This window comes from Accumulibacter sp., from assembly GCF_016789985.1.
GTDB lineage: Bacteria > Pseudomonadota > Gammaproteobacteria > Burkholderiales > Rhodocyclaceae > Accumulibacter.
This window is the reverse complement of sequence record NZ_JAEUOL010000061.1, coordinates 1-3,724: the sequence shown is the minus strand read 5'-3', so window position 1 is coordinate 3,724 and position 3,724 is coordinate 1. Positions and strand designations below refer to the sequence as shown.

3 protein-coding genes are annotated in these 3,724 nt (G+C 66.2%); all 3 read left to right on the top strand.

The window, feature by feature from the left end; genetic code table 11:
- Positions 1-1,416, top strand: a 1,416-nt coding sequence (gene tldD / locus JNK99_RS03660) for a metalloprotease TldD (protein WP_291848767.1), incomplete at its 5' end; no start/stop codon positions are given.
- A gap of 136 nt (positions 1,417-1,552) precedes the next feature.
- Positions 1,553-2,344: a type IV pili methyl-accepting chemotaxis transducer N-terminal domain-containing protein gene (locus JNK99_RS03655; RefSeq protein WP_291848764.1), complete on the top strand. Its 792-nt coding sequence runs from the start codon at positions 1,553-1,555 to the stop codon at positions 2,342-2,344.
- Positions 2,345-2,419: 75 nt separating this feature from the next.
- Positions 2,420-3,724: mechanosensitive ion channel domain-containing protein (locus tag JNK99_RS03650; RefSeq protein WP_291848761.1), on the top strand; the 1,305-nt coding region annotated here is incomplete at its 3' end.

Here is a 3,724-nt window from a genome sequence, read left to right as displayed (position 1 = left end):
GCCCGCAAGACCCTGCTCACACCCTACGGCCTCGATGTCGCAGACCTCACGCCGGTGTTCGGCAAGATCATGGCGCATCAGGTCGATTATGCCGACCTCTACTTTCAGTACAGCCGCTCCGAAGCCTGGAGCCTCGAGGAGGGCATCGTCAAGGGAGGCAGCTTCAGTATCGACGAAGGAGTCGGTGTGCGCGCCCTGTCGGGTGAGAAGACCGCCTTCGCTTATTCCGACGACATCAGCAGCGAGGCGCTCGGCGATGCCGCCGCAGCGGTGCGGGCAATCGCCGGCGCCGGTCAGGAGCGACAGGTTCCGGCGTTCAAGCGCAGCACCGGCCATCACCTCTACGTGCCGCACGATCCCCTCGCCTCGCTCGACGCGGCCAGCAAGGTCAGGCTGCTCGAACGACTGGAGGCGCTGGCGCGCGCCGCGGACACACGGGTCACGCAGGTTATGGCGCACCTCGCGGGAGAGTACGAGGTGATCCTGGTGGCCGGCAGCGATGGCCGGCTGGCCGCCGACATTCGCCCGCTGGTGCGGCTCTCGCTGACCGTCATCGTCGAACAGAACGGGCAGCGCGAACAGGGGTCGGCCGGCGGCGGCGGACGGACCGATTACGCTTGTTTCACCGATCAGGTGCTGCAGGGTTACGCGCGCGAAGCGGTGCACCAGGCGGTGACCAACCTCGCGGCGCGACCGGCGCCGGCCGGCACCATGACCGTCGTGCTCGGAGCCGGCTGGCCCGGCATCCTGCTGCACGAGGCGGTCGGCCATGGCCTGGAGGGCGACTTCAACCGCAAGGGCAGTTCGACCTTTGCCGGCCGTATCGGCAGCCGCGTCGCCGCGCCGGGCGTCACCGTGATCGACGACGGTACACTCGCCGAGCGGCGCGGTTCGCTGAACATCGACGACGAGGGCAATCCGACGCAGCGCACGGTGTTGATCGAAAACGGCATCCTCAAGGGCTACATGCAGGACAGTCTGAACGCGCGTCTGATGGGCGTCGCCCCGACCGGCAACGGTCGCCGCGAGTCATTCGCGCACCTGCCGCTGCCGCGCATGACCAACACCACGCTGCAGAACGGCGAGCGCAGCGCCGAGGAAATCATCAGATCGGTCAGGAAAGGGATTTACGCGGTCAATTTCGGCGGCGGACAGGTCGACATCACCAACGGCAAGTTCGTCTTCTCGATGTCCGAGGCCTACCTGATCGAGGACGGCAAGGTGACCACGCCGGTCAAGGGTGCGACCCTGATCGGCAGCGGACCCGAAGCGATGACCCAGGTATCGATGATCGGCAACGACCTGCGCCTCGATCCGGGTGTCGGCACCTGCGGCAAGGAAGGGCAAAGCGTGCCGGTCGGCGTCGGTCAGCCAACCTTGCGCATCGATGGCCTGACCGTCGGCGGCACTGCCTGAGCGCGGGCCGGCCTATCTGCGGCAGGGTTGACCTGGATCATCACGCCGGCTCGCGGCTCTGCCTTAGACTTCTCTGGTTTCGTACCCGCCGACCGCCCGCCCAGGCTTCGGCCGAGGAGTGGAGCCTCGAAGCATCATGTTGAAGCCGGTTTCAGTGGGCCGGGTCCTCCTGGCCCTGCTGCTTTTCTCTCTGCTCCCCATTGCCCAGGCACAGATCAGCGACCTCAATTCGGCGATCAACAAGGCCGGCCGCCAGCGCATGCTGTCGCAGCGCATGGCCAAGGCCTATTTCCAGATCGGTCTGGGCGTCGACACCGACCGTTCGCGACGAATCCTCGACAGCTCGGTCGGCCTGTTCGACAGGCAGCTCGCCGAACTGAAAACCTACGCACCCGCACCCGAGATCCGGGAAACCTACCTGAAGCTTGACAAGCTGTGGCAGGTGTATCGCTCGGCACTGACCACCGCCGTCCCGAATCAGGCGGAAGGCGCCCGCATCCTGGCCCTGTCGGACGAGGCGCTGAGCCTGGCGCAGCAGGGTACGCAACAGCTCGAGAGCCGCTCGACCACCGCCACCGCCCGCCTGGTGAACATCGCCGGCCGCCAGCGCATGCTCTCGCAGCGCATGGCCAAGTTCTACCAGGCCACCGCCTGGCAGGTCGGGGTCGAACAGGCCGGAGCGCAGATCGACCAGGCGCGCCGCGAGTTCTCGGCCGCGCTGAGCGAACTCGGCGCCGCACCGGGCAACACGCCGGCGCTGCGCGACGACCTTGAACTCGTCCGGCAACAGTGGTTGTTTTTCGAGAACGCGCTCGGCCAGCCGCCCGACAGCAGCAAGCGGCGCGCGACGACGGTCGCCACGACCAGCGAGCGGATTCTCGAAACCATGGAAAGCATCGTCACACAGTACGAGAAGCTGCCGCGCTAGTGGTCGCCGCCAGCCCGGCGCAGCACTTCGCCCGCTATAATCCGGCGCTATCTTCCCTATGGACCGGATTTGACGATGACCGCGACCCCTCCACTCGCTCGCCTGTCTGCCCCCTGGTTGCTGTTGTGGCTGGCGGGATGCCTCTTCCTGGCGGGTGCCACGACGTCCGTCCTGGCCAGCGAGACGGCACGGCCGCCCGAGGCGACCCTGTACTATCACTTCCGGCCGATCTTCACCTTCCGCTCGACCTACGTCGGCGCGCTCCCCGAGCATCGCATGCGTCGCGCATCGAGCCGGATCGACGCACTTTCACCCGCCCAGATGGAACGACCCATCGAGCAAACACCGTTCTTGATCGACGGCCGGCGCGGAATCAATCTGCATATTGGCGAGTCGGTACTGTTCAACGTCCTGGACGGCGATCTCGACCCGGAGGAGCAGCTCTCGCTCGAGGAGGTGGCCAAACGGACCGCCGACGAACTCGCCAGCGCGCTGCGCGCGGTCGGCGAGCAGCGTCGTCCGCTGGTGCTGCTGAAAGGAGTCGGTCTCTCGCTGCTGGCAACCGCGATCGGCCTGGCCGCGCTCTGGCTGATTCGTCGGGCAACCGCGTTCATGGTCCAGCACTTTCAGGAGGTGATCGAGGCGCACCCGGAGTCAACCGGCTTTCGCTGGGCGCGCCACGCCTGGCTGCTGGTCCAGCGGGTGGCTCAACTGGTCATGGGCTTCCTCTGGCTGAGCGTCGCCTACCTCTGGCTGAGCTTCGTACTGGCGCGCTTCCCGCTCACCGAGCCGCTCGGCGAGCGTCTCACCGACTTTCTGTTCGGGCTGCTCACCACCCTCGGAACGGGAATCATCGAGGCCATCCCGGCGCTGACCACGGCGGTGGTCATCCTGTTCCTGACCAAAGCCTTCAATGACGCGCTCGGCAATTTCTTCAAGGCCGCCCGTGCGGGGCGGGTCCAGGTACCCGGCCTGCACGCCGAGACGGTGAACGCGACGCACCGGATCTGCACCATTCTGGTCTGGGGCCTGGGCATTGCCATTGCCTATCCCTTCATTCCGATGTCCGACAGCGACGCCTTCAAGGGCCTCTCGGTGATGTTCGGCTTCATGCTGACGCTTGGCTCGGCGGGCATCGTCAACCAGTTGATGAGTGGTCTCGTGCTGGTCTATTCGCGCGCGCTTTCGGTCGGCGACTTCGTCGACCTCGGCGAGACCGTCGGCGTGGTCAGCGAGGTGGGCGCCCTGTCGACCAAGATCATCAACATGCGCAACGAGGAAGTGACGATTCCCAATGCCGTGCTGGTCTGCAGCCCGATCAAGAATTACTCCCGCCTGGCCGGCGCGCGCGGCACGCTGGTGTCCACCAAGGTGACCATC

What these genes read in the sequence shown, in the direction of transcription:
- JNK99_RS03655 (WP_291848764.1), top strand. Translation starts at nt 1,553, where the DNA reads ATGTTGAAGCCGGTTTCAGTGGGCCGGGTCCTCCTGGCCCTGCTGCTT.